Annotated in this window: 17 protein-coding genes; 11 read left to right on the top strand and 6 right to left on the bottom strand. The window is 58.7% G+C overall.

Annotated features, from left to right (window positions below; all coding sequences use genetic code 11):
• Positions 1 to 3: 3 nt before the first annotated feature.
• Complete coding sequence (locus LSG25_RS04360) at positions 4 to 228, bottom strand: AbrB/MazE/SpoVT family DNA-binding domain-containing protein (protein WP_232743490.1); 225 nt, start codon at positions 226 to 228, stop codon at positions 4 to 6.
• Between the two features lie 218 nt (positions 229 to 446).
• Here LSG25_RS04360 and clpB point away from each other — a divergent pair, with 218 nt between their 5' ends.
• On the top strand, positions 447 to 3,041 hold the full coding sequence (clpB, locus tag LSG25_RS04355; protein ID WP_232743489.1) for an ATP-dependent chaperone ClpB: 2,595 nt from the start codon (positions 447 to 449) through the stop codon (positions 3,039 to 3,041).
• A gap of 71 nt (positions 3,042 to 3,112) precedes the next feature.
• Here the strand turns inward: clpB and LSG25_RS04350 are convergent, their stop codons facing one another.
• Both LSG25_RS04350 and glnE read right to left on the bottom strand, forming a co-directional pair.
• Positions 3,113 to 3,814, bottom strand: coding sequence for an epoxyqueuosine reductase QueH (locus tag LSG25_RS04350; RefSeq protein ID WP_232743488.1), 702 nt, complete (start codon positions 3,812 to 3,814; stop codon positions 3,113 to 3,115).
• Between the two features lie 56 nt (positions 3,815 to 3,870).
• Complete coding sequence (gene glnE / locus LSG25_RS04345; protein ID WP_232743487.1) at positions 3,871 to 6,645, bottom strand: bifunctional [glutamate--ammonia ligase]-adenylyl-L-tyrosine phosphorylase/[glutamate--ammonia-ligase] adenylyltransferase; 2,775 nt, start codon at positions 6,643 to 6,645, stop codon at positions 3,871 to 3,873.
• Between the two features lie 140 nt (positions 6,646 to 6,785).
• Here glnE and LSG25_RS04340 point away from each other — a divergent pair, with 140 nt between their 5' ends.
• Positions 6,786 to 10,427, top strand: a complete 3,642-nt coding sequence (locus tag LSG25_RS04340; protein WP_232743486.1) for a YhdP family protein — start codon at positions 6,786 to 6,788, stop codon at positions 10,425 to 10,427.
• Between the two features lie 20 nt (positions 10,428 to 10,447).
• Here LSG25_RS04340 and gdhA read toward each other — a convergent pair whose 3' ends face one another.
• The 3 genes from gdhA to trxA form a co-directional block, all read right to left on the bottom strand.
• On the bottom strand, positions 10,448 to 11,788 hold the full coding sequence (gene gdhA / locus LSG25_RS04335; protein WP_232743485.1) for an NADP-specific glutamate dehydrogenase: 1,341 nt from the start codon (positions 11,786 to 11,788) through the stop codon (positions 10,448 to 10,450).
• 156 nt (positions 11,789 to 11,944) lie between these two features.
• Complete coding sequence (gene rho / locus LSG25_RS04330) at positions 11,945 to 13,201, bottom strand: transcription termination factor Rho (RefSeq protein ID WP_232743484.1); 1,257 nt, start codon at positions 13,199 to 13,201, stop codon at positions 11,945 to 11,947.
• Between the two features lie 68 nt (positions 13,202 to 13,269).
• Positions 13,270 to 13,596: a thioredoxin TrxA gene (gene trxA / locus LSG25_RS04325; protein ID WP_232743483.1), complete on the bottom strand. Its 327-nt coding sequence runs from the start codon at positions 13,594 to 13,596 to the stop codon at positions 13,270 to 13,272.
• 266 nt (positions 13,597 to 13,862) lie between these two features.
• Between trxA and LSG25_RS04320 the strand changes: the two genes are divergently transcribed.
• From LSG25_RS04320 to LSG25_RS04280, 9 genes are all read left to right on the top strand, one after another.
• A complete protein-coding gene (locus LSG25_RS04320) occupies positions 13,863 to 15,824 on the top strand; it encodes a DNA topoisomerase IV subunit B (RefSeq protein WP_232743482.1) in 1,962 nt (653 codons plus the stop codon).
• A 65-nt stretch (positions 15,825 to 15,889) separates the two neighbouring features.
• Entirely contained in the window at positions 15,890 to 18,214 is a 2,325-nt protein-coding gene (gene parC / locus LSG25_RS04315) for a DNA topoisomerase IV subunit A (RefSeq protein WP_232743481.1), read from the top strand.
• A gap of 87 nt (positions 18,215 to 18,301) precedes the next feature.
• Positions 18,302 to 19,333 (top strand): CDP-6-deoxy-delta-3,4-glucoseen reductase, encoded by a 1,032-nt coding sequence (locus LSG25_RS04310; protein ID WP_232743480.1) that lies wholly within the window; start codon positions 18,302 to 18,304, stop codon positions 19,331 to 19,333.
• A gap of 23 nt (positions 19,334 to 19,356) precedes the next feature.
• A complete protein-coding gene (locus LSG25_RS04305; RefSeq protein WP_232743479.1) occupies positions 19,357 to 20,610 on the top strand; it encodes a D-amino acid dehydrogenase in 1,254 nt (417 codons plus the stop codon).
• 7 nt (positions 20,611 to 20,617) lie between these two features.
• Positions 20,618 to 21,940, top strand: a complete 1,323-nt coding sequence (locus tag LSG25_RS04300) for an extracellular solute-binding protein (protein ID WP_232743478.1) — start codon at positions 20,618 to 20,620, stop codon at positions 21,938 to 21,940.
• A 252-nt stretch (positions 21,941 to 22,192) separates the two neighbouring features.
• Positions 22,193 to 23,089, top strand: coding sequence for a TcpQ domain-containing protein (locus LSG25_RS04295; RefSeq protein ID WP_232743477.1), 897 nt, complete (start codon positions 22,193 to 22,195; stop codon positions 23,087 to 23,089).
• Positions 23,086 to 24,678, top strand: coding sequence for a hypothetical protein (locus LSG25_RS04290; RefSeq protein WP_232743476.1), 1,593 nt, complete (start codon positions 23,086 to 23,088; stop codon positions 24,676 to 24,678). The genes LSG25_RS04295 and LSG25_RS04290 overlap by 4 nt, the downstream gene beginning before the upstream one ends.
• Before the next feature lie 10 nt (positions 24,679 to 24,688).
• Positions 24,689 to 26,104: a hypothetical protein gene (locus LSG25_RS04285; RefSeq protein ID WP_232743475.1), complete on the top strand. Its 1,416-nt coding sequence runs from the start codon at positions 24,689 to 24,691 to the stop codon at positions 26,102 to 26,104.
• Positions 26,061 to 26,477 (top strand): hypothetical protein, encoded by a 417-nt coding sequence (locus LSG25_RS04280; RefSeq protein WP_232743474.1) that lies wholly within the window; start codon positions 26,061 to 26,063, stop codon positions 26,475 to 26,477. Before LSG25_RS04285 ends, LSG25_RS04280 begins: the two co-directional genes overlap by 44 nt.
• Positions 26,478 to 26,480 lie beyond the last annotated feature (3 nt).

Below are 26,480 nucleotides of genomic sequence, written 5' to 3'. Positions count from 1 at the left end.
TTATTATGCGGCGCCAAAATCGATTTCGGCGTGTATGTTCTTGGCTTTGATTCCGCCCAATAATTGGCTAAGCACGTATTCTTCGGTGCGTATGGGCTCGATCACGATATTGCCATGCTCGACGCTGATATTGATGACGTCTTCCAGGTCGAGTTTGAGTGTTTTCATCATCGACGATGGCAAGCGCACCGCTGCACTGTTACCCCATTTTTTAATTACGCCACGCATGGTTTGTCTCCCGGGTGCCATAAAAGAGTGCTATTAGCTTAACAGTTTAAACGGTGTGTAAACAATAGGGTAGGCTTTGGGGTACAGAGCGAGTAAAGTGAAAGGATCGCGGTCATATTGCTGCATGGCGGCATGTTTGTATCTTGAAAACTGGCTGGCTGGCCGCACATAATCATTATTCGAGCACGGCTCTTCCCCTTTGATCAAGCGAAACGATTATGCGATTCGACAAACTGACGACCAAATTTCAGCAGGCGATTTCCGACGCGCAAAGCCTGTCCATCAAGCATGATAATCCCTATATAGAACCCGTACATGTGCTGGCCGCGTTGCTGGCCGATCCGGAAAGCGGCGCGGGCGGGCTGCTTGCGCGGGCCGGTGTTGCCGTCAATCGGATAGTTCCGGCCGTCAATGCGGCCATCGAGGCCTTGCCGCAAGTGCGGGGCTCCGAAGGCAATATCCAGGTTGGCCGCGATCTGCAGGCAGTACTGGCACGCACCGATAAAGAGGCGTCCAATCGCGGCGATACTTATATCGCCAGCGAGCTTTTTCTTCTGGCGCTGGCCGACGATAAAGGCGAAGCGGGGCGCATACTGCGCGAAGCCGGCCTGCAGCGCAAGGCGCTTGAAACCGCTATCGATGCGGTGCGCGGCGGCGCTTCGGTGTCCGACTCCGAAGGCGAGTCGAATCGCGAAGCCTTGTCCAAATACACGCTTGATTTAACCGAGCGCGCGCGGCAGGGCAAGCTCGATCCGGTGATTGGGCGCGATGACGAAATTCGCCGGACCATACAGATCCTGCAGCGTCGCACCAAAAACAACCCGGTCCTGATTGGCGAACCGGGGGTTGGCAAAACTGCGATTGTCGAAGGCCTGGCTCAGCGCATCATCAACAACGAGGTGCCTGAGACTCTTAAAGGAAAGCGCGTACTGTCGCTGGACATGGCGGCTTTGCTGGCTGGCGCCAAATTTCGCGGAGAATTCGAAGAACGCCTGAAATCGGTGCTGAAAGAGCTTTCTCAAGATGCCGGGGGCACCATTGTTTTCATCGATGAGTTGCACACCATGGTGGGGGCCGGAAAGGCCGAGGGCGCCATGGACGCGGGCAATATGCTCAAGCCCGCCTTGTCGCGCGGCGAGCTGCATTGCATAGGCGCCACGACTCTCGACGAGTATCGCAAGTACATAGAGAAAGATGCCGCCCTGGAGCGCCGTTTCCAGAAAGTGCTCGTCAACGAGCCCGATGTCGAATCGACGATTGCCATTCTGCGCGGCTTGCAGGAACGCTACGAGCTGCATCACGGTGTAGCCATCACAGACCCGGCCATCGTAGCCGCGGCTGAGTTGTCGAACCGCTATATTACCGACCGGTTTCTGCCTGACAAGGCTATCGATCTCATCGACGAGGCGGCTGCTCGCATACGCATGGAAATCGATTCCAAGCCCGAGGTCATGGACAAGCTGGACCGGCGTATCATTCAGCTGAAAATCGAACGTGAAGCGGTAAAAAAGGAGTCCGACGAAGGTTCCTTGCGGCGCCTCAAGGTAATCGAAGACGAGCTCGAAAAGCATCAGCGCGAGTACAACGATTACGAGGAAATCTGGAAGGCCGAAAAAGCGGCGGTGCAGGGTTCGCAGTCGGTCAAGGAAGAAATCGAACGCACGCGAGCCGAGATGGCCGACCTGCAACGCAAAGGCCAATTCGACAAGCTGGCCGAGCTGCAATATGGCAAATTGCCTGAGCTCGAGGGGCGTCTGAAGGCGGCCGAGGCCGGCCATCAGGCGGTTTCCGATCCCGAACACCCGCGTCTGTTGCGTACCGAAGTGGGTGCCGAGGAAATCGCCGAGGTCGTGGCCCGGGCAACCGGAATACCGGTTGCCAAAATGATGCAGGGTGAGCGTACCAAATTGCTTGGCATCGAAGATTTCCTGCATCAGCGGGTAGTGGGGCAGGACGAGGCCGTCAGTCTGGTTGCCGACGCAATCCGTCGTTCCCGGGCCGGCTTGTCCGACCCGGGCCGTCCCTCTGGCTCCTTTCTGTTCCTGGGCCCTACCGGCGTGGGCAAAACCGAGCTTACCAAGGCTTTGGCCAACTTCCTGTTCGATTCCGACGATCATTTGATCCGTATCGACATGAGCGAATTCATGGAAAAGCATTCCGTGGCCCGCCTGATCGGTGCGCCGCCGGGTTATGTGGGCTATGAAGAGGGCGGTTATCTGACCGAGGCTGTGCGCCGCAAACCGTACAGCGTCATTTTGCTCGACGAGATCGAAAAGGCGCATCCCGATGTTTTCAACGTGCTGCTGCAGGTGCTGGATGACGGGCGCCTGACCGACGGCCAGGGGCGTACTGTTGATTTCCGCAATACGGTTATCGTGATGACCTCCAATTTGGGTTCGCAGCATATACAGAACATGATCGGCCAGCCTTACGACGTGATCAAGGAAGTTATCTGGGATGGGCTTAAGGAGTCGTTCCGTCCGGAGTTTTTGAATCGTATCGACGAAGTCGTGGTGTTTCATGCACTGGAATCCAGGCACATCGAGGCGATTGCACGGATCCAATTGCGCCGCCTGGCTCAGCGCATGGCGACGCAGGAAATGCGGCTCGAGGTATCCGATGCGGCCCTGGCTCAACTGGCTCGCGCAGGTTTCGATCCGGTGTTCGGCGCCCGGCCGCTCAAGCGCGCCATTCAGCAGCACATCGAAAACCCGATTGCGCGCCTGATACTGGAAGGCAAGTTCGGCCCCAGGGATGTGGTGCCGGTGGACTGGAAAAACGACAAGTTCGTGTTTTCGCGGACCCTGCAATAGCAGCGCGGGCGGCCACAAGGGCCGCCCGCCTGTTGGCCACGCCGGTTTTACGCTCTTGCAAAACCGGGTTTTTAGCCTTGCGCCGGCTTGTCGCCGACCGATGGCGGAGGGTTGAGTTCGATCTCGTCCTTGCCGTAGAACTTGATGCCGATCTTGACGCGTTCGCGTCCCTGGGCACGCCGGTGCCGGTTGGTGTCTCGCAGAGAATATACGCAACCGCAGTATTCTTGCTGGTAGAACTCTTCGCGTTTGCTGATTTCGATCATGCGGGCCGAACCGCCGCCTTTACGCCAATTGTAGGTCCAGTAGATCAGCTCGGGGTAGCGCGCCGCGGCCCGTTCGCCGCAGCCGTTTATTTGGTTCATATCCTTCCAGCGCGAAATGCCCAGTGAACTGCTGATTGTGTCGAAGCCGTGTTCGTGCGCATACAGGGCGGTGCGTTCGAAACGCATATCGAAGCAGGCTGTGCAGCGTTGGCCGCGTTCGGGTTCGTTTTCCAGGCCTTTGACGCGTTCGAACCAGTTGTCCCTGTCGTAGTCGGCATCGATAAATTCGATGCCGTGCTGCTCGGCAAAACGGATGTTTTCGTTTTTGCGGATTTCGTATTCGCGATCGGGATGAATATTCGGGTTGTAGAAATAAATCGAATAATCGATGCCCGAGGCGGATATGGCTTCCATGACTTCGCCAGAACAGGGAGCGCAGCACGAATGCAGCAACACCTTGCGGCGGTTGTCGGGCAGTACGAGCTTGGGGCGTTGAATGTCAGTCATGGCATGCGGGCACGCGTGGCGAAGCGTGCCGTATTCAGTTAGGCAAGACGTGTATTTTAATCCCCAATGACGGTATTCCAAAGCTGATGCACCACTGCGCGCTCGGCAGTCATTTGATTCTGCGGCACACGGGCTTTTTCCGCGCCTTGCAGACGCAGTTCGTGCTGCACCTTGCGGAACAGGCGATAGGCGTCAGCCGCTCCGGTTGCGATTTCCGCGTCTATCAGGCTGGCTTCCGAAGCCAGGCGCAGAAGTGTGATATTGCCCAGATTGCGGAGCAGAACCGGATGCCTGGATGCGTGGCACAACACCAGGTATTGCGTGACGAACTCGATATCGACCATACCGCCCCGATCGTGTTTCAAGTCGAAATCGGCAGACGGGTTGGGGTGGCCGGAGCCGATTTTTTGCCGCATGGCCTGAACTTCTTGCTTGAGTGCTTGCGGGTCGCGGGGCAGCAGCAGAACCTGGTTGCGGATTTCCTCGAATTTATTGCCCACGGAAGAGTCGCCTACGGCATAGCGTGCCCGGGTCAAGGCTTGATGCTCCCAGGCCCAGGCATGGTTAAGCTGATATTGGGCAAAGGCGTCCAGCGATACGGCCAGCAGGCCCGCGTCGCCGTCGGGTCGCAGCCGCAGGTCGACTTCATAAAGGCGCCCCGAGGATGTCATGGTTGACAGCCACGATGTCATGCGCCGTCCCAGCTTGGCATAAATTTCCATCGCGTCTTCGCGTGTATCGTCGTATATGAAAACGAGATCCAGATCGGAGGCGTAGCCAATTTCCTTGCCGCCCAGCTTGCCATAGGCAATGACGGCAAACTTGGGGGGGGGCAAATCGCCTGCCGCATTGCCCTTGGACTGCACGAGCGGCCAGACGCGGAAAATCGTTTCGGCCAGCAGCATGTCGGCCAGGGCCGAGAGCTGATCCGCCAGTTTTTCCACGCTCAGCACGCCCTCCAGGTCCTGCGCCAGAAGCTGGAAGCTCACTTGGCGCTGGACGTCGCGCATGAGGTTCATTTGCTGCTCGACATCGGCCCGGCCATTGGGCAAAAGGCAAGCATCGAGATCGGTGCGGAGTTGTTGGGCGATCTGGCCAAAATCGGGTGGCGCAAGCAGGGAGCGCCATTCGATCAGGCTGTCGAGCAGCAAGGGGTATTGACTGAGATATTGAGATGCCCAGGGGCTGGCGGCTACGATGCGTGCGACGCGCGCCAAGGTTTCGGGGTACTCGGCCAGCAGCGCCAAATAGGCGCTGCGCTGTGCTATTTGCTCAATGAGGTCGAACAGCCGGATTGCGGTTTGCTGGGGATTGGCGGTTTTTGCCGCCGCGCTGATGGCCGCCGGCAGCAGCGCTTCGACCCGCTTGCGGCTGGTGCCCGGCAGGCTGCGTATCCGGTGGCTGTCCAGCAGGGCTTCGACTCGCTGGTCCAGAATATCGTTTTGGCCGCCCAGCTGGGTCTGTATATGTTCGCCGAGGCTGGCGCAGTGTGCAACGCCCGGCTTGCCGGGCGAGCCCTTGGCTTCGTCTTCACCTACACCGGCAATCCGGAAGGCGTTGCAAAATAGCTGGGTGACAAAGGTGCGATGGGCGGCGAGGGTGGATTCGAAAATTTCCGGGCTCAGACCCATGGCGTGCGCCAGTCCCATGCGCAGAGCCGGATCGCTGGGCAATAAATGGGTCTGCTCGTCTTCGCGGTATTGCAGAAGATGTTCGGTGCGACGCAGGAAAACATAGGCCGTTTCCAGTTGTTCGGCATCGTCGGATGAAATGATGCCCGCATCTTTTTGCCGGTGTAAGGCGGTTATCAGACCGCGCTGCTGCAAGGACGGCATGCGTCCGCCGCGGATCAACTGGGTCAGTTGCACTACGAATTCGATTTCACGTATTCCGCCGTCGCCCAGCTTGATATTGTGGGTGGTATCGATTCCGTTGCGCGCCATGGCCCGCCGTTGCCAGTCCTGGCGTATGCGTTCGCGCAAGGCCCTCAGGGACGCCAGGGAGTCGAAATCGAAATACTTGCGATAGACAAAAGGCGTACGCAAGGATTCGAACTGCGCTACTTGCTTTGATGTGTCGCTGGAGGGAAAGGCCTGGCAGGGAATGATCCGGCCCTTTAGCCAGGCATAGCGTTCCCATTCCCTGCCTTGGGTGAACAGGTAGTTTTCAAAAGCATCCAGGCTCCAGGCCAGCGGCCCCGAGTCGCCATCGGGGCGCAGGCGCAGATCGGTGCGAAATACCTGACCATGCGCATCGATGTCGGACAGGACCGGCATCATGCGCTGGGTAAGCCGGCCGTAAAATTCGTGATAGCTGATCTTGCGCCGCCCGGTGGTTTCGCCTTCTTCGCCGTACAGCATGATCAGATCGATATCGGACGACACATTCAGTTCTTTGCCGCCGAGCTTGCCCATGCCTACGATCAGCATTTCTTGCGGCAGGCCCGTGCCGGGGTCTGTGGGAATACCGTGGGTTTGGGCCAGCTCGGCGGCCACGCATTGATAGGATTGCGCAATGGCCAGATCGGCCAGCGCCGACATCGCCGCCACGACTTCGGCCAAGGGAGCCTCGCCGTTGATGTCCCGCACCATCAGGGTAAAGAAAACCCGCTCCCGCAGTTGGCGCAGGGCCCGGCGCACTTCGGGCAGGGCCGGGGAGCTTTCCGGCCTGGGTGGAACGAATTCGGTAAACCAGGTTTGAATCGATTGGCGTGTGACCGGATGCTGGGCAGCCTGGCACAGCCACTGCTTGAAAGCGGCGTTGGCCCCGGTTTTGCGGCGCAAGGCTCCTGACCAGAGCAAGGCTGGTTCCAATAGTTTAAGTTCGGGCATGGAGTTTACAAATAGTGAGGACGGCAATCGTAATTTCAGGTATAAGACTCGCAAGATACTGCAATTCTTCTTGTTCTGGCTAATTTCATTCCGTGCGTCAAATTTCAGGTTTTGTCCGTTTTATAGGCCGAGTGGCTTTAGTGGCCTATTTTTTGTTGGCCGCGCTATTGCTGGGAGTACGTTATTGGGTGCTGCCCCATATCGACCAGTGGCGTCCTTACATAAGCCAGGAATTGTCGAATGCTCTGGATGCTCAGGTCACTCTGGACCATGTCGCGGCAGACTGGAATGGCCCGAATCTGTCTCTGCAGTTGCGTGGCGTCAATTTTGTCGATGCTCAGCAGCATCGCCTGCTGCGCCTGCCGCAAGTGCGAGCCGAACTCAGTTGGCGCAGTCTTTTGCACTGGTCGCCGCAGTTTGTAAATATCGAGGCGCTTGGCCTTGACCTCAGTGTGCGCCGCGATCGACAGCAGCAGATCTGGGCGTTGGGCTATTCGTTCGGGCTGGATGCGTCCGACAATCAGGCGCCTGATGCCGACGGAGCGGCTATTCGCTGGCTGACCACTCAGCGCCAGATCGTCCTGCGGGATTCCACTTTACGCTGGATCGACGAGCGGCGCGATGCGGGCCCTTTGGTGTTGAAGCATGTCACGCTGAAGATTCATAATCAGGCGCCCGAACATCGATTTTCGCTGGTGGCCACGCCTCCCGAGTCTTTGGGGGCTTCGCTGGACATCCGGGGCGAGTTCGAGCATCCGGCCCGCACAGGCCCGACACCCTCTCCCTGGTCCGGGCAGCTTTACATGAAAGTAGGCGAAATGCTGCCGCTGGGCTGGAAACCCTGGTTCGACTTGCCGCAAAATCTCCAGTCCGGCGAAGTCTCGGCACAGGCTTGGCTGGGCATCCAGCATGGGCGCCTGGATCGTTTTACCTCGGATGTGACAGTCAAGCACGGGCGTTGGACAATGGGTCCCGACGCCAGCGTGCAAGCCGATATGGCCCGGCTATACCTGGCGGGGCCCTGGGGCGGTTTTGAGCGGATTTTTTCACCTCCGGTCGCACCGAATATGCCGGCCGATGCGGCAGGCCCTCGAGCGGATGCTTCTGCCGCGGCGGCCAGCCCCCAACCAGGGCCGGAAACGGCGGTCCAGTTCCGCTTCGAGACGCACGCCTTGGCTGTACACGCCGCGGATGTCTTCCAATATCCCCTGAACTTTGAACGTATCGCGGCTCGTGGCGCCATCAGCCGCCAGGACAATCAGGCCATGCGCGCCGCGTTCGATCAGGTCGATCTACTCAACCACGACATGGATGCGCGCTTGCAGGGAAGTTGGCAGGAGGGTGGGACGGGAGCGGCCGGTGTGGCCGATATCCACGGAACCTTCAAACGTGCCGCGATCGCCGCCATTGACCAGTACTTGCCCAATACCGTCAATCTGGACGCGCGCGAATGGATGGCCAAGGGTTTGACTGGAGGCCAGATTCACGATGCGCAACTATTGCTCAAAGGAGACCTGGAGTTTTTCCCCTTCGAGGATCATCCCGAACAAGGGGATTTCGATGTCCAGGGCCGCTACACAGGCGGGAGTATCGATTATTTGCCCCCTGAAGGAAAAAAACTGGGCTGGCCGCAACTGGCCGACATGGTTGGCACAGTGCGGCTGCACCGAGCCGACCTGCGGCTGACTGCGGATCAGGCCTCGATGTTACCTGTGAAGGGCCAAAAAATAAGCTTGCACGGACTTGAGGCGCGTATTCCGAACATCGAGAACAACTCGATTTTAAGCATCGAGGGTGAAACTGTTGCCCCTGCGTCCGCATACCTGGCACTGATGCACCATTCCCCTTTGGGAGAGATGCTCAATGGCGATTTCGACGATGCCCAGGCCCAGGATAACTGGGAAGTGCCGCTTTCCCTGAAGATTCCCTTATTGCACAGCCGGGAAACTACGGTGCACGGAACTATCCGCTTTGGTGGCGGCACTTTGACCCTGATGCCCGAAATGCCGCCGTTCAAGCGCCTGGCGGGTTCTCTGGATTTTTCCGATACGGAAATCAAGGCTGAAAATGTCAAAGGCGAGTTTCTTGGGGGGCCGCTCGCCGCCAGCGGGGGAATCGGAGGAGCGCAAAAGGGTCTGCAGATTCATGGCAGTATCTCGGCCAAGGCGCTGACCGAATATGGGGGCGTTGCAGGCCTGAAACGCTTGCAAGGGCAGATTCCCTATCGGGCCGTGGTGCATCGTCCTCACTCCAAGGCGCTGGCGGTTACGCTTGATTCCACATTGGTGGGACTGGGGATGGATTTTCCGCCGCCCCTGGGCAAGACATCGAACCAAACCCTGCCTTTGCACTTGAGCTGGGCTCGCGACAAGCCAGGCGGCGATACGGACCTGAGCCTGAGCCTGGGTCCCGATATCAGTGCAACGTTGTTGCACTCCACGAAAATCAAGACGGCCTCTTACTTTTACGCCGGCGTGGCGGGGGTGAATCAAAAGCCGGCCATGCTGCCCGCGGGAATGAATGTCGATGTGCAGTATCCCGAGATCGATGCCGGTCTCTGGAAGCAGATTGTCGATGAATTTTCGGTCGGCTTGCCGAACGCTGGCGCCCGACGCGAACGCCCCTTGCTGCCCGATGTGCATCAATTGCGCCTGCAGGCGAAAACAGTGCATTTCCGAGGTCTTGATCTGGATCAGGCCACTTTCACGGCGCGGCAACCCGAGCCCATGCAATGGCGGGTCGACGTGAGCTCGTCGCAGACTGCCGGGACTATGTTCTGGCGCGAGGCACAGGGCAAGGTAGCCGGTCGGATCAATGCGAAATTCGATCGCCTGGCGCTGGGCCGGGCCGATAGCGGCAGCGACACGGACGCCGCTTCGCCGGACGACAAAGAGACCGCGCCGGACGATACTCTGGACATACCTGCCATCGATTTGCAGGTGCGGGCATTCAGCATGTATGGCCACGAGTTCGGCCAGCTGTCGCTGGTGGGGGTGAATCAGTCGCGGGGCGAGCTATGGCGTCTCGACACGCTGAGCCTGAAAGGCGCCTCGACTCAGTTGACGGGCTCCGGGGCATGGCGTCTGAAGGGGCCGCAGCGCGGCCTGACGCTGGACGCCGTCGTCAATACCACGGATTTGGGAGCGTATTTCAATCAGCTCGGTTTCAAGAATGTCATGTCGGGAGGAGCGGGTTCGGTCAAAGGCCAGATAGAGTGGCGTAATCTGCCCTGGACATATGAAAAGTCCGATTTGAGCGGTAACCTGGATTTCAGCCTGAAAAAAGGGCGCTTCAGCAATATCAATTCGAAATCGGCTCGTTTGCTCGAGTTGCTTTCCCTGCAGTCGATACAACGTCTGGCTACGTTCAAGTTCAGTCCCGGCAGTCTGCTCAAGGATGGCTTTCCGTACGACAATTTGCGTGGAACGATAAAAGTGGATCGGGGTGTCATGACAACCGACAACTACCGTGTCACGGGTCCTGCCGGCACGATCGTTATTGGCGGCAATGTCAATCTGACTAATGAAAAACTCGATTTGCAAGCCGTGGTCGTGCCGAATCTGGACGTCAGCGGAGCCGCCGTCGCGGCCGGGATCGCCATTAATCCCATTGTGGGTATCGGTGCCTTCCTGACGCAATGGTTATTGCGCGGGCCCTTGGCCAAGGCGATGACGGTGCAGTATCAGGTCAGGGGAAACTGGAGCGACCCTCAGATAAAAGAGCTTGCCCACGTAAAAATTCCTGCTGCCGACGAGCCGAAAAAATCCCCTGGCGCCAAGTAGCCCAGGGGAAAAACAGGCTATCAGTAAACGCCCTGTTGCAGCATGGCGTCGGCAACCTTGACGAAGCCGGCAATATTGGCGCCATTGACGTAATTGACGTAGTTGTCCTGCAGACCATGCTTGACGCAGTTCTCGTGGATACTGCGCATGATGGCATGCAGTTTGTTATCGACTTCTTCGCGTGTCCAGTGAAGGCGCTGCGCATTCTGGCTCATTTCCAGGCCAGACACAGCAACGCCGCCAGCGTTGCTGGCCTTGCCCGGGGCGTACAGGACGCGGGCATGGATGAAGGCATCGACGGCGTCAAGGCTGGTGGGCATATTGGCCCCTTCGGCGATGCAGCGTACGCCATTCTTGATAAGAGTTTTGGCGTCGTCGAGTTCCAGCTCGTTTTGTGTGGCGCAAGGCAGCGCAACGTCGACGGGAACATGCCAGGGCCGCTTGCCGGTTTCGTAGGCGAGTTTGAACTGCTTGGCGTAGGTTTCGACCCGACCGCGTTTTTCATTCTTGAGTTCGATCAGCGCAGCCAATTTTTCGGGAGTGAATCCGGCCGGATCGACGACCGCGCCATGCGAATCCGAGACAGTAACGACCTTGGCGCCGAGCTGCATGCATTTTTCAATGGCATATTGCGCAACATTGCCCGAGCCCGATACGGATACGGTCAGGCCTTCGATGGATTGGTTCGCGCGCTTGAGCATTTCCTCGGCAAAGTACACGGTGCCATAGCCGGTGGCTTCGGGGCGGATCAGGCTGCCGCCGAAGGCAATGCCTTTGCCGGTAAAGACGCTGGCTGCCGAGTTCGACAGTTTTTTCATCATGCCGGCCATAAAGCCGACCTCGCGCCCGCCGACACCCATATCGCCGGCGGGTACGTCGGTATCGGGCCCCAGGTGACGGTAGAGTTCAAGAATGAGCGCCTGGCAGAAGCGCATGACTTCGGCATCGGACTTGCCCTTGGGGTCGAAATCCGATCCTCCTTTGCCGCCGCCCATGGGAAGCGTGGTCAGCGCGTTTTTGAAGGTCTGTTCGAAAGCCAGGAATTTGAGGATGGACAGATTTACTGAAGGATGAAACCGCATCCCACCCTTGAAAGGGCCGATAGCCGAACTGTGCTGGATACGGAAACCGCGGTTGACCTGTACATGACCCTTGTCGTCGACCCATGAAATTCTGAACTGGATCGCGCGCTCGGGCTCGACCAGGCGATACAGCAGGCCTTGATCGGCGTAGCGCGGATTCTTTTCAATGAACGGCCATAGGCTGTTCATGACTTCTTTGACGGCCTGCATGAATTCGGGCTGATTGGGGTCGCGCGCCCGGATATGCTCAAGAAATTGATCCAGCGTAGGTAGTTTCATCAGTGAGTGCTCTCCGTATAAGGCAGGCCAGGGCAGAGGCTGCAGGCCCGCATGGAAAACGGCTGCCTGTTTTTGTTTTGCACGAAGGGCAGCCGCAGTTGTGATGACAAAGCCGGCAAACTTTCCGCGAGGAAGCTTGCCGGCTGTCGCAAGTGTTTATTTTTTCATCATGTCGAAAAATTCGGAGTTGGTTTTGGTTGCCCGGATTTTGTCCAGAATAAACTCCATTGCCTCGACTTCGTCCATGTCGTGAATGAACTTGCGCAGCACCCAGATTTTTTGCAGAAGCTCAGGCTTGATGAGCAATTCTTCACGGCGCGTGCCCGATCGGTTCAGGTTGATGGCCGGGTAGACGCGTTTTTCAGCCAGGCGGCGTTCGAGGTGCAGCTCGGAGTTGCCGGTGCCTTTGAATTCCTCGTAAATGACTTCGTCCATGCGGCTGCCGGTTTCGATCAGCGCCGTACCGATAATGGTGAGCGAGCCGCCTTCTTCCAGATTGCGGGCCGCGCCGAAAAAGCGCTTCGGCCGTTGCAGGGCATTGGCGTCCACGCCGCCCGTAAGGACTTTGCCCGAGGCCGGCACGACTGTGTTGTAAGCGCGCGCCAGGCGTGTGATGGAATCGAGCAGGATCACGACGTCTTTTTTCAGTTCGACCAGGCGCTTGGCTTTTTCGATAACCATTTCGGCCACTTGCACATGGCGCGTTGCGGGTTCATCGAATGTGGAGGCGACGACTTCACCGCGCACCGTACGCGACATTTCGGTAACTTCTTCAGGGCGCTCGTCGACCAGCAGCACGATGAGAACCGCGTCGGGATAGTTGGTGCTGATGGCATGCGCGATATGCTGCATGATGACCGTTTTACCGGACTTGGGGCTGGCCACGATCAGGGCGCGCTGGCCTTTGCCTATGGGGGCGAAGATGTCCAGGATGCGGCCGGTGATGTTTTCTTCGCTGCGGCTGTCGCGCTCCAGGGTCATGACCTGGTTCGGGTGCAGCGGCGTGAGGTTTTCAAACATGATGCGATGTTTGATGACCTCGGGTTGCATGCCGTTGACCTTGTCGACCTTGACCAGGGCAAAATAACGTTCGCCGTCTTTGGGGGTGCGCACCTCGCCTTCGATGGAGTCGCCCGTGTGCAGGTTGAAGCGGCGAATTTGCGACGGCGAAATGTAGATGTCGTCGGTGCTGGCCTGATAAGACGTGTCGGGCGAGCGTAAAAAACCAAAGCCGTCGGGCAGAACCTCAAGGACGCCATCGCCGAAAATCTGTTCGCCTTGTTTGGCGCGGCGCTTCATGATGGCAAACATGAGTTCTTGTTTGCGCAGGCGGCCGGCGTTTTCGATTTCCAGGCCAGCGGCGATTTCGAGCAGCTGCGAGACGTGCTGCGCTTTTAGTTCTGAGAGGTGCATGAGAGAGTGGAGGGGGTATTTGCAAGCAAGTGGCGAGCCCAGAATAGGCTCGCGCGAAACAGACTATTTTACAAGGATTCGTCGAGAAAGCTGGTGAGTTGGGATTTGGACAGGGCGCCCACCTTGGTGGCCGCGGCCTTGCCGTCTTTGAACAGCATGAGTGTCGGTATGCCGCGAATGCCGAATTTGGCGGCTGTATCGGGATTGGCGTCGACATCGACCTTGGCAATGGTGACACGGCCCTGGTATTCCTGGGCGGCCGCCTCGAGCAGCGGGGCAATCATTTTGCAGGGGCCGCACCAGGCAGCCCAATAGTCAACCAGCACCGGCAGGTCGGAATTAAGCACATCCGCCTCAAAGCTGGCGTCGCTTACGTGTTTGATAGATTCGCTCATGATGGAAGAAGAATTGGGGTCAGAATCAGGGATATGTGAAAACTATACGGGAAGACTGGGCATAGATACAACGAATTCTATTATTGGATTGTGTGTATCTGTTGCCGAATGACTACAAGCATACCACTGTCGGCCCCCGAACGCATGGCGTGGGTCCGGCCCGGCCTGCGGCAGGGCCGTGGACAGGGCGCCTGGGGCGTTTTGAGCGGCAATTTTCACTTCGTCCTTAAAATAAGGGTTTTTGTCCACAGAAATTTGGGGATAACTTGGCTACATCACGCTACGACGAAGCATCTATTCGAGTATTGAAAGGGCTGGAGCCCGTGCGCCAGCGTCCGGGGATGTACACCCGTACCGAAAGTCCCATGCATATAGTGCAGGAAGTCATCGACAACGCCGCCGATGAAGCGCTGGCGGGCTTTGCCCAGCATATCAAAGTCACCCTGCATGCCGATGCGAGTATCTCGGTGGAAGACGACGGCCGCGGCATACCCGTGGGTTTGCACCCGGAAGAGCATGCGCCGGTGGTTGAACTGGTTTTTACCCGCCTGCACGCCGGCGGCAAGTTCGACAAGAAGGCCGATGGCGCTTATGCGTTTTCCGGAGGCCTGCACGGTGTTGGCGTTTCGGTCACCAATGCACTTTCGTCGCGGCTCGATGTGCGGGTCTGGCGCGATGGCCGGACGCACGAAATAACATTTGCAGACGGCGACGTGCTCACGCCGCTGAAAGAGCTGGAGCCGGTCAGTCGCAAGAAAACCGGGACCTGGGTGCGTGTCCGGCCCAACCCCAAGTATTTCGATAATGCTTCGATACCCATGGCGGAACTGGTGCACGTTCTGCGCAGCAAGGCGGTACTGCTCAGCGGCATCAAGGTTTCCCTGACAATCGAGAAAACGGGCGAAACCAGAAACTGGCAGTATGAAGAGGGCCTGCGCGGCTATCTGAACGAGGCGCTGGGTGATGCCGAGACCGTGGTGCCGGCCTTCGAAGGCCGGCAATATGCCGATGCCGATCACGACACCTTTGCACCCGGCGAGGGCGCGCAGTGGGTGGTGGTCTGGACGATGGATGGGCCGGTTGTACGGGAATCGTATGTGAACCTGATTTCGACCACGGCGGGCGGAACCCACGAAGCGGGTCTGCGCGAAGGCCTGTTTGCCGCGGTCAAGTCGTTTGCCGAACTTCATGGTTTGATACCCAAGGGGGTCAAGCTCTTGCCTGAAGATGTGTTTGCGCGGGCCAGTTTCGTACTGTCGGCCAAGGTGCTCGATCCACAGTTCCAGGGGCAGATCAAGGAACGGCTCAATAGCCGCGATGCAGTCCGCCTGGTTGGCGGCTTCGCCAAGAACGCGCTCGACCTGTGGTTGCACGCCAATGTCGAGTATGGCAAGAAATTGGCCGATAGCGCGATTCGCCAGGCCCAGGCCCGTGCGCGCTCGGCCCAGAAGGTGGAAAAACGCAAGAGCTCGGGCGTGGCGGTTTTACCCGGCAAGCTGACCGATTGCGAATCCAGCGATGTCAGCCGGACCGAAGTGTTCCTGGTCGAGGGAGACTCCGCGGGCGGATCGGCGAAAATGGGGCGCGACAAGGAATTCCAGGCGGTTTTGCCTTTGCGCGGCAAGGTGCTCAACTCCTGGGAGGTCGAGCGCGACCGGTTGTTTGCCAATAATGAGATTCACGACATTGCGGTGGCGATCGGGGTCGACCCGCATGGGCCGAACGACCAGGCCGATTTGTCGGGCTTGCGCTATGGACGGATTTGCATCCTGTCCGACGCCGACGTCGATGGTTCGCACATCCAGGTACTGTTGTTGACCCTGTTCTTCAAGCATTTCCCCAGACTGGTCGAAGCCGGCCATGTGTACGTCGCGCGTCCCCCCTTGTTCCGTGTCGATGTGCCGGCTTTGGGCAAGCGTCCTGCGCGCAAGCTATATTGCCTGGACCAGGGCGAGCTTGAAGCGATCCAGGACAAATTGCTCAAGGAAGGAGTGCGGGATGGGGCCTGGAGCATCAGCCGCTTCAAGGGCCTGGGCGAAATGAGCTCCGAACAGCTTTGGGACACCACCATGAATCCGGATACCCGTCGGTTGATGCCGATTAGCTGCGGCGAACTGGGCGTCGATGCAACGACCCGGATGTTCGACATGCTGATGGGCAAGGGCGAATCGGCGCAGCGCCGCAGTTGGCTGGAAGAAAAAGGCAATCTGGCCGAGGTGGATGTTTGAGCTTTTGCACGCGTGAAATTTTTTGCCGGCGCCTGTCGTAGATAGACAAAGAGATACTGGAATATATGGATAGCACACAAGCAGGCCTGTTTGACGAGGGCCAAAACAGCGAACGTATTTTGTTGGCAAACTATGCGGAACAGGCCTACCTGGATTACGCGATCTCGGTAGTGCGTGGCCGGGCCTTGCCCGAGGTGGCTGACGGACAAAAGCCGGTGCAGCGCCGCATTTTGTTTGCCATGCAGGCGATGGGGCTGGGGGCGAACGCCAAGCCGGTCAAGTCGGCGCGTGTCGTTGGCGATGTTCTGGGCAAATACCATCCGCATAGCGATCAGGCCGCCTACGACGCCATGGTGCGCATGGCCCAGGATTTCACCCTGCGTTATCCCCTGGTTGACGGCCAGGGCAATTTTGGTTCGCGCGACGGCGATAATGCGGCCGCCATGCGTTACACGGAAGCGCGGCTTACTCCTTTTGCGCGGGTATTGCTGGATGAGCTGGATGAGGGAACGGTCGATTTCGTCCCCAACTACGATGGTAGCCAGACCGAGCCGGCCATGTTGCCGGCGCGTTTGCCTGTCATGTTGTTGAACGGAGCCTCGGGTATTGCCGTAGGTATGGCGACCGAAATTCCCTCCCATAATCTGCGCGAAATTGCGCAGGCGAGCGTGGCCCTGTTAAAAAACCCGAAGCTTTCGGACGACGAGTTGTTCGGTCTGGTGCCGGGGCCCGATTTTGCCGGCGGTGGCCAGATTATCTCGACGCCGGCCGATATTGCCCATATATATGGCCAGGGCAAAGGGTCGATCAAGGCCCGGGCGCGCTGGCAGTTCGAAGAGCTGGCTCGCGGCCAATGGCAATTGGTCGTGCACGAGCTGCCGCCGGGCACGTCGTCGCAAAAAATCCTCGAGGAAATCGAGGATTTGACCAATCCGAAAATCAGGGCAGGCAAAAAGAGCCTTGGCGCCGAGCAACAGCAAACCAAGGCACTGATGCTGGGCCTGCTTGATACCGTGCGCGACGAATCGGGTAAGCAGGCGTCGGTTCGCCTGGTATTCGAACCCAAGACCAGCCGTATCGACCGCGACGAGTTTGTCAATACCCTGCTGGCTCAAACCAGCATGGAAAGTAGCGTTTCGATCAATCTGGTGTGCATAGGCACCGACGGGCGACCGGGCCAGCGCGGCTTGCGCCAGGTCCTGGTCGAATGGCTGGGGTTTCGCACACAAACCCTGACGCGCCGCACCCAGTTTCGCCTGGACAAGGTCACCGACCGCATTCACGTGCTGGAAGGCCGCATGGTGGTGTACCTGAATGTCGATGAGGTTATCCAGACCATACGGGAATCCGACGAGCCACGGCAGGCCTTGATGCAGCGCTTCGACCTGTCGGAACGACAGGCCGAAGATATCCTGGAAATGCGCTTGCGGCAATTGGCGCGCCTGGAAGGTTTCAAGATAGAAAAAGAACTGGCCGAAAAGAAGGATGAGCAGCTCAAGCTGCAGGAGTTGCTTGACAATCCGGCGGCGCTCAAGCGTTTGATGGTCAAGGAAATCGAAGCCGATGCCAAACTGTATGGCGACGAACGGCGCACGCTGATCGAGACGGCCGAACGTGCGGTGCTGGAAACGCGGGTGGTCGATGAGCCCGTCACCGTCATTGTGTCGCAGAAGGGCTGGTTGCGCGCGCGACAAGGGCATGGCCACGACCGGACCCAATTCGGCTTCAAGGCGGGTGATGATCTCTACGACGCCCTGGAGTGCCGCAGCACAGATAATCTGATCGCTTTTTCCACGACCGGCCGGGTCTACACTGTGCCGGTTTCCAGCCTGCCGTCGGCGCGCGGCGACGGCCAGCCCGTCACGTCCATGATCGATGTCGAGCAGGGCGCTCGCATCGTTCATATGATTGCGGGTGACGACGGGCAGCGCTATGTTCTGGGCAACAGCGCTGGTTATGGATTCGCGGCCACGCTCAAGGACGTGACGACACGCCAGCGCGCGGGCAAACAGTTCATGAGCCTGGCCAAGGGCGAGTCGCTGCTCAAACCGCTGGCCCTGCGTGAAGCCGACGAATATCTGGCCATGCTGAGCAAAAAAGGCCGGATACTGGTGGTGGCCCTGGCCGAGGTCAAGTCCTTGTCGGGAGGCGGGCGCGGCACCATACTGATGGGGCTGGATACGGCCGATATCGTGGCGCAGTGGGTCGTTTTTGGGCCGGCCGGCCTGGCCGCCAGCGGCATTTACCGCAACAAAGAGACGCTGCTTGTGCTGGACGCCTCTGAGCTTGAGGAATATATAGGGAAACGCGCACGCAAAGGCAAGCTCTTGTCGATCAAGGTAAAGCAACCTACACTCTTGGCGGCCCCCGAGGCCGGTAAACCAGCTTGATTGTCCGAGTGGCAGTGCCTGGTTTTATGGACACGGAATGCGTTTATTCGCTTGTTACTTAATTATTTGATTGTTTAAAAAATCCTTATGAGCTTCAAGGTTACTGTTCAGCCCAGTCAACATCAGTTTTTGGCCGAACCCGGCCAGTCGGTGCTCGACGCCGCCCTGGCGGCGGGAATCGTCTTGCCCTACAGCTGCCACAATGGCGCCTGCTCCACCTGCAAGGGCCGCGTCATAGAGGGCGACTACGAGGCGGGGCCGCATCCGGCGCAATTGCTGTCGCCCGAAGAGCTGGCCGCCGGATACACGCTGTTTTGCCAGGCCCGGCCCAATTCCGATCTGCTTATCGAGGCCCGTGAAATCCGCATGGCCAGCGATATACAGATTCGCAAAATGCCTTCGCGCGTCATGGGGCTGGAACAGGCGACCGACGACGTGATGATTGTGCGTTTGCAGTTGCCGGCGGCCGATCCGTTCAAGTATTACGCCGGCCAGTATCTTGAATTCATACTGAAAGACGGCCGGCGCCGCAGCTATTCCATGGCCTGCCCGCCGGTCGACAATAATCTGGTCGAACTGCATATACGCCATATGCCGGGCGGGGTGTTTACCGATCATGTGTTCGGCAAGGGCGCCACCCAGATGAAAGTCCGTGAAATTCAGCGCGTCGAAGGCCCTTTCGGGTCTTTCTTTCTGCGTGAAGACAGCGCCAAGCCGGTGGTGTTTCTGGCAAGCGGAACCGGTTTTGCGCCGATCAAGGCTATTATCGAGCGCATGGCCGAGCAGCAGATTCGCCGCCCGGCGGTCTTGTACTGGGGCGGGCGCCGGCCCAAGGACCTGTATATGCACGATAAAGTGCTGGAATGGACCAGGGCCTTGCCCGATTTCTCTTATGTGCCGGTGATCTCCGAGGCGCTTGCGGAAGATAACTGGAGCGGACGTACAGGCTTTGTGCATCAGGCGGTGTTGCAGGATATACCCGATCTTTCGGGGTACCAGGTATATGCATGCGGGGCGCCCATTATGGTTGACAGCGCCCGCAAGGATTTCACGCAAAGAGGCCTGCCGGGCGACGAGTTCTATGCCGATGCGTTTACGTCGGAAATCGATCTGGCATAGGGCGGTTTCGAGGATAAGCTTCTATGAAAATAGCCGTACTGGGTAGCGGAATTATCGGAACGGCCACGGCGTGGTGGTTGTTGCAGGCCGGGCATGAGGTTGTCGTGATCGATCGCGCGAGCGGCCCGGCGCAAGAAACCAGCCGCGCCAATGGCTGCCAGATTTCGGTATCGTATTCCGAGCCATGGGCCAATCCTCAGGCGCCTCTCCAATTGCTGAGATGGTTGTTCCAAAAAAATGCGCCCCTGTCGTTTCGTCCCCAGCTTGATTGGCGGCAGTGGGTCTGGAGCATGGCGTTTCTGCGCGAATGCCTGCCCGGCCGCCTGGCGCCGAACATACAGGCGATGGTGCGCTTGTCCGAATACAGCCGTCGCACTTTGCAGGCCATGCGCGCCGATCTGGGCATCGATTACAACCATCTGGAACGCGGCATACTCAACTTCTACCGCGACCAGGGCGAATTCGAAGCCTCGCAGAAAGCGGCGGGCCTGATGCGGGATTTTGGCGTGGATCGTCGTATTGTCAGCACCGACGAAATCGTGCAGATCGAGCCGGCCCTGGCGCCGGCGCGTGATCGCATCCTGGGGGGAGATTACACAGCCGAGGATGAAACAGGCGATATCTATCTGTTTACCACAGCCCTGGCCGAGCGGGCCCGCCGTGCCGGGGCCGAATTCCGCTTTTCCACACAAGTCAGCCGCCTGCTGGCGGAGGGCGGCCGCATACAAGGTGCGGAGCTCGTCAATCCCGAAGGCTTGTACGAAACCCTGGTCGCCGACGCCTATGTGGCCGCCCTGGGCAGCTTTACCCCTCAACTGGTCGCGCCCCTGGGGATTCCCTGCAATGTCTATCCGGCCAAAGGCTATTCGGCCACGTTCAATATCCTGGACGATGCGGCGGCGCCGACAGTCAGCCTGACCGATAGCGCGCACAAAGTTGTGTATACCCGTATTGGTAAGCAAATACGTATGGCCGGCACGGCCGAGCTTTCGGGATATTCGCGTGCCTTGAATACAATCCGTTGCGATAATATGGCGTCGCTTGCGCGAGATTTGTTCCCAAGCGCACTTGATTTTGATACTGTTCAGTTCTGGTCAGGTTTGCGTCCCACCACTCCGTCCAATGTTCCGCTAATCGGTAAAACACGAATTTCCAATCTTTATTTGAATACAGGGCATGGCACGCTCGGATGGACCATGGGGGTGGGATCGGGCCGCGCTCTGGCTGATCTGATCTCCGGTAAACAACCCGAACCCGAATTTCCTTTTTTAGGCTAAGCAACTTATGAAGATCCATCCGTTTTTTGGCGCGACTTCCGCGTGGTGTGCCGTCGCGCTGATGGGTACGTCCGTGTTTGGCGCCTCCTCTGCCCTGGCGGCCGGGGCAACCGATATCCAGGTGTGGTACAGCCTGAATTCCCATAACAAACAAGTGTTCCAGAAACTGGTTAAACAGTTCAACAGCGACCAGGGCGAGGTGCACGTTACGCTCAAGGCCTTCGACAGCCCCGACGAAATCGAATCGGCATTGCCCGGCGGCGCAAAAGGCAAGGATGCGCCGAACCTGGTGCAATTGAGCGACAATCATGCGCCCGACGAAGTCGCCAAGCGCAGTTATATTTTGCCTTTGCATACCTTGCTGGCCAAGTATCCGATCAAGGATGCCAAATGGTTCCTGGCTCCCGAGCATGCTTTCATGCGCGATGCCAAGGGGCGCCTGCTGGCATTTCCGTATATGGTCGAGATTCCTGTCATGTACTACAACGTAGATGCCTTCAAGAAGGCGCACCTGGAGCCGGCGGTTCCCGCGCGCACCTGGATGGGCCTGCAGGATCAGCTCGTCAAGCTGGCCAATGGCGGCTCTCGCGACTGCCCCTATACGACCGACCAGCCGGTATCCATCAACCTGGAAAGTCTGGCGGCCGTGAACAATCAGTTGTACCTGACGGGCGACAATGGCATGCAGCCCAAGGTTACGCCAAGTTTTCCGCTCGACCTGATGTACATACGCCATTTGTCGACCATGATCAGCTGGGCCCGCACCGGGCTTTTGGTCAAACCCGAACTTGAAGCGAAGTCCACGCAGCGTTTCGCCAACCGCGAATGCGCCGTGCTGATGTCCAGCTCCAGCAATCTGGGCTGGTTCAACGACACCCGTTCGCTGAAATTCGGCGTGTCGGGATTGCCGTATTATCCGCAGGCCACTTCCACGCCTGGAGATCCTTTTGTGGGTGGTGCGGCCTTGTGGGCAATCGATAACCACACAAAAGATCAGAACAAGGCCACGTCGGCCTTCCTGGGGTGGCTGGCTCAGGCTAAAAACGCCGCGGCCTGGTATCAGAATACCGGGTATTTGCCATTGACCGCGCAGGCGTTTGCCAGCACCGATAAAAGCTATTACCAGAACCTGGGCGACTGGCAGGAACTGGTGGCCGGGTATGCGCGTCGCCCGACGCCGACCGAACGGGGTTTCCATGTCACCAACTACCCCAAAATCAAAGCCATGTTTCGCCAGAAGCTGAATCGTGCCCTGGAGGGGCAGGATCCTGCCGTCAGCGCCTTGCGTTCGGCATCTGCTGAAGCGGGGGTAATCGTGCGCCAGCACTGATTGCCCGAGGTACCGCATGGGCCGGATTCGAAGCCCTATCTGAAAATCCTGCTGGTCTTATTTGGCCAGCAGGATTTTTTGTTCCTTCCCGGAGTAATTTAATGTCTTGATCCATAGGCAATTTTTCTGCGCCAGCTGGGTTTCTCCTGGCGATAAAAAACTCTATTCGTACAATTCGGTCTGGCGAGAGTCCGGCTCGGCATCCAAGATTGCTACCCAAGCGACACGGGTAAATTTTATTTTGGTGCTGATATGGCTAGAACGATCGCAATATTGCTTGTTTTGTTTTTATCGGGCTGTTCCGCCTTGCCCGATTGGGCATGGATTTCGGGTGGGTCGGCGCGTAACCCACAGGAAGACACCGGCAACTATAATTTTTCCTGGCGTTTGTCCGGCGATCGCGAGGTTGCGCCGGTACAGGTTTTCGACAATGGCCGGCAAACGTGGCTGCAGTTTGCTCCCGGCCAGGCTATTCCCGCCATTTTCGAGCGATCGCCCAATGGCGACAGGCTGCTTGACTACCGTCGCGACGGGCCGTACCTGGTTCTGCCCGGCGTATGGGCCAGCCTGGTGCTGCGTGGCGGACATTTAAAGAGCTTTATCGATCGGATTGCCGCCGAGCCGGCCGAATCCCGGGCGCCATTGCAGCCTTTGCCTCAGACGGAGCCTCAGCCCGTGGATTCGGTCTCGCTTGCCCAGCCGGGCGCTGTTCCCGATAAGTTGCCGCATGCCGGTGCGCAGCCCGCTGCGGTCGAGGGGCCGGGCCAGGCTCGGGTCCCGGATGCGGGTGCCAGGATTGCGCCGCCGCCCGCGCCCGAGGTGCTGCTTCCGGCGGCCTCGGCGCTTGATCTGGCCGACCATTATCACGTTAGTCCGCAAGACAGCAATCTTCGGGCGGCATTAGCTCGATGGGCCCGCAGCGCCGGCTGGACTTTCGAGCCGGAGCATTGGGTCGTCGACGCCGATATTCCCATTGTGGCTTCGGCCAGCTTCGAATCCGGCTTCAAGTCGGCGGTCCAGGAACTGGTCGCCACGACCGAACTCGCCGATCGGCCGCTGCAGCCCTGCTTTTATTCAAACAAAGTCTTGCGCATCGTGCCGTATGCGCAGCTGTGCGATCGCACCACCAACCTTTCGGAGTCCTCATGAGCAGCCTGGCGCGGTGCATCGCCATTATTGGCCTGTGTTGCCTGGCCTCGGCCTGTGCGCTGGGCGAAAAAATGCGTCAGATCGGCTTGTCGGTCGGAACCGCCGAGTCCGATCTGCAGGCTCGGCATCAGGCCTTTGGGCGGGCAATCAAAAGCCGCGAGGCGAGGCGCGCCGCACAAGACGTGGCCAGGCCCTGGCTGGCCGGGCGTTCGCAGCCGCTGGCTCGCGAAGTAAGCCTGCCTTTGGCCTTGCGTGCCAATGTCAATACCACTCTTATGTTTTCAGATGTTGCACTTGATTTGCCGGGCATTGCGCAGCGCATTACCGCCGTGACCACGATCCCTGTGCATGTCAGCCCCGAGGCCTTGCTGCCGCTTGAGCGTTTTGCGCCGCGCCTGGCCAATGCCGGCAATGCCATGGCTGCAAATCCCGCGCCGGCTCGCGTAGTTTTGTCCGGCGGGCCCGAGCCGCTGGCCAGAATTCTGGACCGGATCGCTGCAAGTCTTGGCGTAGCGTGGCGTTATGCGCATAGTCGAATCGAATTCTATCGAACTGAAACACGTGTGTTCAACGTTCGGGCCCTGACGCTGAATGCCCAGGCGGAAGCTTCGCTGGGCTTGAGCGGGGCCGGCAAGGCCGAGGGTTTCGCCAGCACTTCGAAAACCAGCCTTTCCAGCGGCAAGCTCGAACTTTTGGCGGTGGTGCGTTCCCGTATCGAACCTTTCCTGTCGCAAGCGGGGACGCTGGTTGCCGAACCCGGAGCCAGTTCGTCCGTGGTGGTTACCGATACGCCAGACGTGTTGCAGCAGATTGCCCGGTATCTGGACCAGGAAAATCGTTCACTCACGCGCCGCGTGCGATTGGTGTTCGAGGAAATTACCTTGATAACGCGCGACGCGGCGGAAGCCGGGCTCGACTGGAACCTGGTCTTTTCCAGTGCCAAGGTGGCGGCGGCAATGGCCATTCCCGGATCGAATCTTGTCGAGTCCGCAAGCCTGGGCCTGGGTTTGAATCAAGGCTCGTTCAAAGGTTCAGAGGCCGTGGTCAAGGCGCTGAGCCAGCTTGGCCAGGTGGTTCGCCGCAGCAGTGTGCCAGTCCTGACGCTTAATCGCCGTCCCGTTACGCACGCGGTCAGGACAACCTTTTCGTATATAGACAAGGTACAAACCACGGCTCTGGCGAGCGAAACCGGCATGGCTCTCCCATCGGTGTCGGTCAGCCAAAAGGACGAAACGGTCGGCTCCCTGCTCACGCTGGTCCCCGATGCTCAGGACGACGGCCAGATCCTGTTGTCCGTGGCTTATGACAATACCGTGGCGCAGCCGATCAAGTCGGTAACGTTCGGCGATAAAGCCAATCCCTTGCAATTGCAACAGATCACCATCGATGGCAATGGCACGGTGCAGCAGCTTGCCCTGTATCCCGGCCAGCCTCTGCTTGTATCCGGTTTCGACCGCCGTCAAGAGGAGTCCGAGGGGCGGAGGTTGAATCCAGGAATTCCAATGGCGTTTGGCGGCAGCGATCGCGCTTCGACCCAGCATTTGACCACTGTCCTGGTGATTACGGCTCAGGTCGAAGAGGGCTTCTGATGGGGGGGCCATGGATGACGTGTTGATTTTGCCTGGTGCCTCGGCCTCCCTGGTCTTTGGCCTGGACTGGCTGCCGCTGATCAATGGGCGAGCAAGCCGGGTCGCGTATCGCATAGCCAGGCGGCACGGTGCCACGCATCTGGTTTTTTCCGGGGAAACGGCGCCTGCCGTGGGGTTGGCCAGGCTTAAGCTGGATCGCACCCAACGCGGGCAAGTCCTGAATTCGGCCGCTCAAAGCGTCGCGCATTTGTTTGCCACCGGCACCATTGCCTTGCTGCTCGAACTCGGTCCGTCCCGGCACTGGCTGGTCGCGGTTCACGAAGGGGCCGTGGTGGCTCGCACTGATAGATTGTTTCGTTGCCGATCCGATGCCGAAAGCGTCCTGGAAGAACTGAAACAGGCGTATCCGCGCCTGGCGATGGTGGGCATGCCTCCTTCCATAGATTCCGTGGACTTGCCCTTGATCGAATCGTCCAGCGGGCGGCAAGCCCGGCTATTGCCTGTAAGCCACTGGCGTCGGGCCTTGCCGCGGCCAATACAGTGGTTCGTCCTGATATTGCTTCTGGCATTGCTGCTGCCGCGGCTATGGAAGCTGATATCGCCCGCAGCTCGAACGCCGGCTGCGGCGCAACAGATGGATCCCGGCAAGGCCTGGGAGAGCGCCTTGGCCAGAGCCAGTCGCGAGATTGTCATGCACGGCGTGCAGGGTACCCGTACGGCTTTGCATAGTCTGTATGACATGCCTGTCAGGATCGCGGGCTGGTTTCTGGTGAACGCGGCGTGTATGCCCCATGCCCGCGGCTGGCGCTGTCAGGCCCGCTACGACAGGCGTGGTTCCGAGGCCAGCAATGAGCTCTTGCTTGCGAAAGCGCCGGCGTCATGGATTATCGAGTTCATCTCCATCGACCAGGCTCTGTCGGTGTGGCATATCGCATTGGCGGATTTACCCCTGAATCAGCATGCGCTCAAAAGCAGCGCAGGCAATGAGCGCTATCTGTTCAGCTCCTTGCAGGCCATACAGCCGGCTTTTACGCAAATCCAGCTTGGCAGGCCGCGGGCCATCAAGGTCGTGCCGCCGCGCGACGCCCAGGGCCGGATTCTTCCCCGGCCGGCTCATTTGCCGGCGTATTCCGTGCGTTCCGTACAAATCAGCGGGCCTTTGCGTTCAGGCAGCCTGCTACTGCCTTACACCGATTCCATGGCTTGGAAAAAAATATCTTTGACCATGCACGACACTGGACAGGTCGGCCTTAAAAGCAGCCGTCTGACAGTGTCTTTTCAAGGAGATCTGTATGAAACCGAGTCTGTACGTCCGGCCGTCGAAGAGCGCGAATTTTCTGCGGGCGACTTGCCTGAGGAAAGCCACGGCATGTCTCGTCCCGATGCTGCTGGCCCTGCTTGGCCCGGCGGGCGCGCAGGGCATTGACGAGTTGACGAGCGAGCAGATGTCGGTGCGCGAACTTATGCGCCTCGATACCGAACTGGCATTGAGCCAGGCAAAGGGTCGGCTCCGTGGCCAAGGCAAGCCAATGTCCGCGTCCGAATCCAGCGCGGCCCTGGCTCACGGCGGCGGACTCAAGCTGGTGGCCATTTACGGAGTAGGAAAAAAACTGCTGGCCGAGGTCCTGGTGGGATCTCAACCGCATATTTATATGCGCGGCCAGGCTTTGCCGGTCGGGGTCAAGGCCGGCACCGCGGCTTTCATGCTGCGCGGCATAACAGGTTCGTGCGTGCAGCTTGAGCGCCAGGAGGAATCGCATACATTGTGCCTGCATCCTTCGCTTTGGGCGGGGAGGTAAAGC

The organism is Paralcaligenes sp. KSB-10 (assembly GCF_021266465.1).
In the GTDB taxonomy this organism is placed as follows: Bacteria; Pseudomonadota; Gammaproteobacteria; order Burkholderiales; family Burkholderiaceae_B.
Note: the sequence above shows the minus strand (reverse complement) of the source record. Positions and strands in the feature narration are given on the sequence as shown.

Bases quoted from the DNA above. Each gene is read 5' to 3' on its own strand.
- LSG25_RS04360 (WP_232743490.1), bottom strand. From the start codon at position 228: ATGCGTGGCGTAATTAAAAAATGGGGTAACAGTGCAGCGGTGCGCTTG.
- glnE (WP_232743487.1), bottom strand. From the start codon at position 6,645: ATGCCCGAACTTAAACTATTGGAACCAGCCTTGCTCTGGTCAGGAGCC.
- LSG25_RS04350 (WP_232743488.1), bottom strand. From the start codon at position 3,814: ATGACTGACATTCAACGCCCCAAGCTCGTACTGCCCGACAACCGCCGC.
- gdhA (WP_232743485.1), bottom strand. From the start codon at position 11,788: ATGAAACTACCTACGCTGGATCAATTTCTTGAGCATATCCGGGCGCGC.
- LSG25_RS04290 (WP_232743476.1), top strand. From the start codon at position 23,086: ATGAGCAGCCTGGCGCGGTGCATCGCCATTATTGGCCTGTGTTGCCTG.
- LSG25_RS04295 (WP_232743477.1), top strand. From the start codon at position 22,193: ATGGCTAGAACGATCGCAATATTGCTTGTTTTGTTTTTATCGGGCTGT.
- parC (WP_232743481.1), top strand. From the start codon at position 15,890: ATGGATAGCACACAAGCAGGCCTGTTTGACGAGGGCCAAAACAGCGAA.
- rho (WP_232743484.1), bottom strand. From the start codon at position 13,201: ATGCACCTCTCAGAACTAAAAGCGCAGCACGTCTCGCAGCTGCTCGAA.
- LSG25_RS04280 (WP_232743474.1), top strand. From the start codon at position 26,061: ATGCTGCTGGCCCTGCTTGGCCCGGCGGGCGCGCAGGGCATTGACGAG.
- LSG25_RS04310 (WP_232743480.1), top strand. From the start codon at position 18,302: ATGAGCTTCAAGGTTACTGTTCAGCCCAGTCAACATCAGTTTTTGGCC.
- LSG25_RS04305 (WP_232743479.1), top strand. From the start codon at position 19,357: ATGAAAATAGCCGTACTGGGTAGCGGAATTATCGGAACGGCCACGGCG.
- trxA (WP_232743483.1), bottom strand. From the start codon at position 13,596: ATGAGCGAATCTATCAAACACGTAAGCGACGCCAGCTTTGAGGCGGAT.
- LSG25_RS04285 (WP_232743475.1), top strand. From the start codon at position 24,689: ATGGATGACGTGTTGATTTTGCCTGGTGCCTCGGCCTCCCTGGTCTTT.
- LSG25_RS04300 (WP_232743478.1), top strand. From the start codon at position 20,618: ATGAAGATCCATCCGTTTTTTGGCGCGACTTCCGCGTGGTGTGCCGTC.
- clpB (WP_232743489.1), top strand. From the start codon at position 447: ATGCGATTCGACAAACTGACGACCAAATTTCAGCAGGCGATTTCCGAC.